A 7159-nucleotide genomic window follows, 5' to 3' on the forward strand; every position below is an offset into this window, starting at 1 on the left:
ATCAACCCGAAAGTTCACGCAGAGCATCTGCATAACTGCGCAGAGCCTCGATCTGCTGGGTCAGTCGGGCCAGGTCCGGCGAGGACGCGACCACCGTGCCCACGACCTCGCTGGCCGCTGCCAGCAGGTCGTCCAGAGTGGCCACCGACGCCGACATTCCGGCCACCAGGTCCTTCCTCGTCGCCAGGATCTCGGCTCGTCGAGCGGGATGCGTCACCGCCCGGGCCGCCCTTTCACACGCGACGACCCGCCTGGCGGTGACCCGCAGCCCGTCCACCAGATCGGCGGCGCCGGCCACGGCCGCCCGCACCGGGCCGCGGGCGGCGCCGGGAGCAAGCGTCCGGGCCATCGCGACGAGCGCCGCCAGACCCGCCTCGCCACGGCGCAACGGCTCGGCGGCCGCCGAGTGCCGCAACGCCCAGGGCGGCGGAGCGGGGGCGCTCGGCAGGGCGAACCCGCGGTCCTCCCGCCGGATCACGGCCGTCTCCCAGCCGGCGAGACCCGCCCTGATGATCGCCGCGCCGCCCACAACCAGCCAGCCCCAGCCGTCCACGACGGCGGCGACCGGCGTCACCGCGGCCACGGCGGTCCATCCGAAGGCGGTCACCGCCGCCCGACGACGCGCCCACCGGACGCCACGCCCGGCGCGCCGTTCGGCCCGCAGCAACGACCGGCGTTCGACATCGGCACGCACCCAGTCCGGCAACACCGGCCGCAGTGCCCCGCCCGGCACCCCGTCCCACCCCGGCCAGCCGGTCACGGCCGGTCCCGCCTTCCGACTCACGGCGTCCCACCGCCGGTGGGCTTGACCGCGGAACCGGATGACGCCGCGGAACCAGGCGGCGCCGCGGGACCGGATGACGCCGCGGAACCGCCCGCGCCAGCGGGAAGCTGGCCCCCGGCCGCCATGTCACCGCGCAGCTCGGCGAGGCGGGAGGAGGCCCGGGCGTCCATGGTCGCGCGCCGCACCTCGATCATCCGCGCCTCCATCCCCTGGGAGGCGAGTTCATGGCGCCCGAGAGCGACCGCGTATCGCTGCTCGACCTTGTCGCGGATCTCCCCGAGGGTGGGCGTGTCCCCCGCCGGGGCGAGCGAGGACATCCCCTCCATCGCCTTGGTCATCTGCTCCTGCATGGCGGCGTGCTCGATCTGTGTCAGCAGGCGAGCACGCTCAGCGAGATGGCGTTGCATCCGCACGGTGTTGTCCTCGACCGCGGTCCGGGCCTGCTGGGCGGACGCGGCGGCCTGGCGGTGCAGGTTCTTCAGGTCCTCCAGCGATGCCTCCGCCGAGACCAGCTGGCTGGCGAACGCCTGGGCCGTCTCCTCGTAGCCGGCCGCGGTGGCCAGATCGCCGGCCGCTCGCGCGTTGTCAGCCAGCAGCAACGAGGACCGGGCGGACTCGGTGAGGTTCGCGACCTCGTCCACCTGGCGTGCCATGCGCATCTCCAGCTGACGCTGGTTACCCACGACAAGCGCCGCCTGCTGGACCAGCGCCTCGTGCTGCTGCCGGGCCTCCGCGATGGCCTGGTCGATCTGCACCCGCGGGTCGGCCTTCTCGTCGAACTTCCGGTTCGCCGAGGCCGACAGATAGCGGTAGATCTTGCGGACGACATTCGCCATACATCGATCGTCGCACGCCGGAGCCGCGGCGGGTTACCCCGCGGCGGACTCAGACGGGCGGCTGCAGCGCCGTGCGGCCGCGTCCCGCGCAGACCAGACATGCCCGGCAGGCCGGCACAAAGCCGCCGCGCGCGGTGGCGAAGACCACCAGCAGCTCGCCCAACCCGTTACAGCTCTTGCACACCTGGACTAGCCGGCACTCCGACCAGCCGTCATCGTCCTCCGGCCACGCGGGGGTATTCACGCGATCTTCTTTCCCTGCGGGCCATGCCCGGGAGCCCGCCCGGGAACGACGATCGACACCAACCTGCGCCACGAGAACTATCTCGGGAGAGTCGCAGAGGGGTCCGCCACCCGCCACCAGACAACCCCTTTCGGGGGATGGCCCTTTCGGGGGGAGGGCAAACCGCCCCCGGCGCGGGACTCACACCATCGCCTGGAACATCCAGTGCTGCTCCTCCAGGTCGTGGACGATCTCGATGATCAGGTTCTGGGTGACCGGGTCGGCCTTCTCGGTCGCGTCCATGCGGGTACGCATCCTCGTGACCACCCCGGCGAGGACCTCGGTCGTCTGCCGGATCACCTTCTCATCCGGGATGTACCCGACCTCCACTCCCGGCAGGTGGGTGCCTCGGGCGACCGTCGAGGACTGACCGTCCGGGTTGACCCCGATCGCGACGGCACGTTCGGCGGTGGCGTCCGCGTAACGACGCGCCAGGTCGACGACCTCGTCGAGTTGGCGATGCACACTGCGGAAGGTGCGCCCGGTGACGTTCCAGTGCAGCTGCTTGGCGGACAGGGACAGGTCGATCAGGTCGATCAACGTGCCCTGGATGGCCTCACCGGTGACGCTTCGTGCCCCGTCGGACAACGGGCTGCGGATGGCGCTCATACTCGACCCCTCTCACGCCGGAGACATCTGCTCCCTGCGGCGTGCCCCGTGAAGAGATCCGTATGCGTCCAGAACGCCCCGGCGCCCAGCACAGCCCGACATCGCGAACGAGACACCTACCGAGACCTACCTCATCGAGACCTACATCATGAACGGAGCGCACGTCATGAACGGAGCAGACCCCGAACGTGAACGGGACACGTGAACGGGACAGCCGACGCGGCGGGACGCCGGAAGACGCCGGACGCCCAACTCAGGCCGCCCGGTCGACGACCGCGGCGCGGGCGGGAACCACCACGGTGGGCGCGCCGACCCGCGCGGGCACCGCCAGCTCGGCGAGCTCGAGATCCTCACTCACCTCGCGCAGCAGGTCCGCGAGCCGTACTCCCAGTGCGTCACAGATGGCGGCAAGCAGCTCGGAGCTGGCCTCCTTCTGCCCACGCTCAACTTCCGAGAGGTAGCCGAGCGACACCCGTGCCGCCGACGACACCTCCCGAAGCGTGCGGTGCTGATCCTGACGGCGGCGGCGCAACGCCTCGCCGAGCATGCGTCGGAGCAGGACCATCGAGCCTCCTCCTTCGTCCGCGGGATGCGTTCACCGTATACCCACCACCGCAACCATCGGGCCCTCGTTGATGGGACTGTAACTGTGTAAGCACCTCAGGTCCGGCGATTAGTCTCGCGCGTCAGGGCGCGCCGTCGCCGGTTGTGGTCATCTCGCTGCTCGGCAGCCCGGCGAGCAGCCGACGCACCAGGTCCAGCGCGGACACCACCGCGTAGGTGCGGATGCGCGGCCGGTCCCCGGGCAGCCGTACCGACCGGGTGACGGTGCCATCCGGTCCGGCCAGGCCGATATGCAGCGTGCCAACCGGTTTGTCCTCCTGTGGCCGCGGGCCCGCGACTCCCGTGGTGGACAACCCGTAAGTGGCGCCCAGCCGAGACCGGACCCCCGCCGCCATCGCGGCGGCCGTCCTCGACGACACCGCGCCCCCGGCGGCCAACAGACCCTCGTCGACACCGAGCGCCGACGCCTTGACCTCCGTGGCGTAGGAGACGATGCCGCCACGGAACGCGGCGCTCGCACCGGGGACGTCGGTCAGCCGCCCGGCGAGCAGCCCCCCGGTGATGGACTCCGCGACGGCCAGCGTCGCCGACCGCTGGACGAGCAGCCCCAGGACCACGCCTTCGAGGGAGTCGTCCGCACCGCCGTACACCCCGGCGCCCAGCGCGGTCCGGGCCGCGGTCTCCACCGGTGCGATCAGCATCTCGGCCTCGGCCCGATCCCGGGCCCGGGCCGTGATACGCACCCGGGTCTGGCCACCGCTGGCCAGGAACGCGATGCGCGGATTGCCGATCGGGGCAAGCCGGTCGACCTCGTCCGCGAGGGCCTCGGCGACGGCCGACTCCCACATGCCCGCCGTGCGCAGCACCCGGTGGACGACCACCGCGGGCTGCCCGGCCCGGCGCAGGATGTCGGGCAGCACGCTGGCGGTGAACATGTCGTTCATCTCGAACGGCACACCGGGCATCGCGTAGACGACGCCGGTCCCGATCTCCATCCGTATCCCCGGGGCTGTTCCGACGCCGTTCGGCAGCGGTTGTGCCCCCTCGGGCAGGTCCGCCTGCCGGTAGTTCATCTGGGGCACGCGCCGGCCACCGTCACCGCGGCCCAGGTCCCGGAACCGTCGCCGCAGCATCGACTCCAGGAAGTCGTCCCGGCGCAGGCCGACGCCGGCCGCGGCGGCGATGCCCTCGCGGGTCAGGTCGTCCTGGGTGGGACCGAGCCCTCCGGTCATGATGACGACGTCAGCCCGGTCCAGTGCCACCCGGATCGCCGTGGCGATCATGTCGATGTCGTCACCGACGACCGTCGACGTCGTGACGGTCACTCCGACATCGGCCAGCTGCCGACCCAACCAGGCCGCGTTGCCGTTGACGATGTCGCCGTAGAGAAGTTCGTCCCCCACCGCCAGCAGCTCAGCGCGCATCGGTCCGCCCCTCCGTCTTCCTGATGGTCGGTCCGGCCGCCGTTGACGGGGCGGACCCGGCCGGCCCGGCCCCCCGGTGACGTACCGGGGGGCCGGTGCCGGGCGAGAGGCCGGTGGATGGCGCGCCCGTCGGCGGGGTGACACCGCCGGGATCCCGCGCGGCCCGCCGCCGCAGCGCGAGAGCTCGACAGACATAATCGATCCCGGTGACCATGGCGACCACCACGCCGGCCGCGAGGATCACAGCCCGGCTCGTGGCGGCAACACCCGCCAGCGGAAGCACGTAGAGACCGATCGCGACGTTCAGCAGCAGGGTCTTGGCCTTGCCCCCACGGCTCGCCGCGATCACCCCGAAGCGGATCACCCACAAGCGCAGGAGGGTGACGCCGACCTCCCGCAGGAGGATCAGTACGGTGACCGGCCAGGGCAGCTCGCCGAGCACGGACAGCGAGATCAACGCGGCACCGGTCAGCGCCTTGTCGGCGATCGGATCGACCAGGATGCCGAAGTCGGTGACGAGGTGCCAGCGGCGGGCGATGGAGCCGTCGATCTGGTCGGTCACCGCGGCCACCGCATAGGCGCCGAAGGCGGCGTACCGCCAGGTATGCCCGTCGGGCCCGGCGAACAGGAAGACCACGAAGACCGGCACCAACACCAGCCGCACGATCGTCAGCAGGTTGGCGACATTAACCACCGGGGCCGCAGGGACTACCGGGGCAGAAACGGGCTCCGCGGGGAGCGGCGACGGCCCTTCGCCGCGCTCCCCCCTGGCGTCGGCGCCCGACGCCGTCACGTCCCATCCGCGACGCCCCGGCCCACGAGGGCCGCCGCCCGGTCCGGCGCCGGCCGCGCGACCGCGGCCGTGGGACGGGCCCGATCGAGCACCGCGGTGAACTCCGCGATCAGATCGACACCCTCGGTGGTGACCACCCGGGCCTCGACGAGATCCCCCACCCCGACGAGATCCCCCACCCCGAGGCGCTCCGGCCCGTCATCCGCCGCGCCGCCCGGGGACAGGCGCACGGCGCAGCCGCCGTCGACCTCCGCCTGCTGGTGGGCGGCGCAGCCGGTGGCCAGACCACCGGCGACCTCCTCCACCAGAACCTGTACCCGGGAGCCGATCCGCGCGTCCGCCCGGGCGGCGGTCAGCTGCTCGACGAGGTCGGTGACGCGTACCCTCCGACGCTCGATCAGCTCATCGGGGATCTTGCCCGTCAGCCCGGCGGCCTCGGTACCCTCCTCGTCGGAGTAGCCGAACACGCCGACGGCGTCGAGCTCGGCGGCCTCGAGGAACTCCGTGAGGATGTCGACATCCTCGGGGGTCTCCCCCGGGAACCCGACGATGACGTTGGATCGCGCCCCCAGGTCGGGCGCCAGCGCGCGGGCGCGGGCGAGCAGGTCGAGGAAATGCCCACTGCCGCCGAAGCGGCGCATCCGGCGCAGCACCGGCGGGCTCGCATGCTGGAAGGACAGATCGAGATAGGGCGCGAGGCCCGGAGTGGTCAGCAGCACCTCGAGCAGCGACGGACGCATCTCGGCGGGCTGCAGGTAGACCGTGCGCACCCGGACGATGCCCGACACCGCCGCGAGTTGCGGCAGCAGCTTCTCCAGCGCGCGCAGATCCCCGAGGTCCTTGCCGTAGGAGGTGGAGTTCTCGCTGACCAGGACCAGCTCGCGGGCACCCTGACCGGCCAGCCATTCGGCCTCGGCGAGCACGTCATCGGGCGACCGCGAGACGTGGGAGCCGCGGAACGACGGGATCGCGCAGAAGGCGCAGCGCCGGTCACACCCGCTGGAGATCTTCAGGACGGCGACCGGCCCGGTCGTCAACCGCCGGCGCAGCGGAACGGCTCCGGCGGGCACCGCGCCCGGCGGGAGAGCGGGCGCGGCCCGGTCCACCGGGGTGATCGGCAGCATCGTCCGCCGGTCACGCGGGGAGTGCGCGGGCACCGGGGTACCGGCCAGCACGGCCGCGAGGTGCGTGGCGATGTTCGGATAGGCATCGAATCCGAGGACCGCGTCCGCCTCGGGCAGACTCTCGGCGAGCTCGGTTCCGTACCGCTCGGCCAGGCAGCCCACGACCACCACCGCGCGCGGACCCGGGCCGGCGCCGTCCGCGGGACCGGACGGACCGCCACCGGCCCGCAGGTCGTCCGCCGCCAGCAGGGCGTCGATGGAGTCCTTCTTCGCCGCGTCGACGAATCCGCAGGTGTTGACGAGCACGGCGTCGGCGTCGGCGGCGTCGGAGACGAGCTCCCACCCGTCCGCGCCGAGCCGAGCGGCCAGCTCCTCCGAATCCACCTCGTTCCGGGAACAACCGAGCGTGATCAGAGCTACCCGGCGATAGAGACGTGTGGACACCAGGTCAGGCTACCGGGGCCGGCGCGGGCGGTGACGCGGCCACGAGACCGCTACGCTGTTCGTCGCCGACCTCGCAGGCGCCGGAAGCGGCGGCGCTCACCCGGATCGTCACGACCTGCCCGGGTCCACCCGGCGCCCCGAGGCTCCTGCCGTTACATGACACATCGACCGCACCGGCATTGCCCACCTTGATGTGCAGGGCCCCCGACGCCGTCACCGTCCGGCTGTCGCCGGACTGCAGGAGCTGGGAGAGCAGGACCTGCTCGGCGTCGTCGCGCACCTCCAGCCCTGTCTCTTT

The 7159-nt window shown here is 72.3% G+C and carries 9 protein-coding genes; all 9 read right to left on the bottom strand.

Annotated elements, in window-relative coordinates:
* Position 1: 1 nt before the first annotated feature.
* On the bottom strand, positions 2-784 hold the full coding sequence (gene pspM, locus ACY45C_RS18405) for a phage shock envelope stress response protein PspM (RefSeq protein WP_462188816.1): 783 nt from the start codon (positions 782-784) through the stop codon (positions 2-4).
* Entirely contained in the window at positions 781-1620 is an 840-nt protein-coding gene (locus tag ACY45C_RS18410; protein WP_462188817.1) for a PspA/IM30 family protein, read from the bottom strand. The genes pspM and ACY45C_RS18410 overlap by 4 nt, the downstream gene beginning before the upstream one ends.
* A gap of 49 nt (positions 1621-1669) precedes the next feature.
* Positions 1670-1864, bottom strand: a complete 195-nt coding sequence (locus tag ACY45C_RS18415; RefSeq protein ID WP_462188818.1) for a hypothetical protein — start codon at positions 1862-1864, stop codon at positions 1670-1672.
* A gap of 180 nt (positions 1865-2044) precedes the next feature.
* The gene (locus ACY45C_RS18420) at positions 2045-2512 is read right to left on the bottom strand and encodes a Dps family protein (protein ID WP_462188819.1); all 468 of its coding nucleotides are present in this window, start codon (positions 2510-2512) and stop codon (positions 2045-2047) included.
* A 253-nt stretch (positions 2513-2765) separates the two neighbouring features.
* Entirely contained in the window at positions 2766-3077 is a 312-nt protein-coding gene (locus ACY45C_RS18425) for a helix-turn-helix domain-containing protein (protein ID WP_462188820.1), read from the bottom strand.
* A gap of 121 nt (positions 3078-3198) precedes the next feature.
* The gene (locus ACY45C_RS18430) at positions 3199-4500 is read right to left on the bottom strand and encodes a competence/damage-inducible protein A (protein ID WP_462188822.1); all 1302 of its coding nucleotides are present in this window, start codon (positions 4498-4500) and stop codon (positions 3199-3201) included.
* On the bottom strand, positions 4490-5194 hold the full coding sequence (locus tag ACY45C_RS18435; RefSeq protein ID WP_462188823.1) for a CDP-alcohol phosphatidyltransferase family protein: 705 nt from the start codon (positions 5192-5194) through the stop codon (positions 4490-4492). The genes ACY45C_RS18430 and ACY45C_RS18435 overlap by 11 nt, the downstream gene beginning before the upstream one ends.
* 95 nt (positions 5195-5289) lie before the next feature.
* Positions 5290-6861: a MiaB/RimO family radical SAM methylthiotransferase gene (locus ACY45C_RS18440; protein WP_462188824.1), complete on the bottom strand. Its 1572-nt coding sequence runs from the start codon at positions 6859-6861 to the stop codon at positions 5290-5292.
* Between the two features lie 4 nt (positions 6862-6865).
* The coding region (locus tag ACY45C_RS18445; RefSeq protein WP_462188825.1) for a DUF4115 domain-containing protein at positions 6866-7159 on the bottom strand (294 nt) is incomplete at its 5' end.

The organism is Frankia sp. CcWB2 (assembly GCF_977927585.1).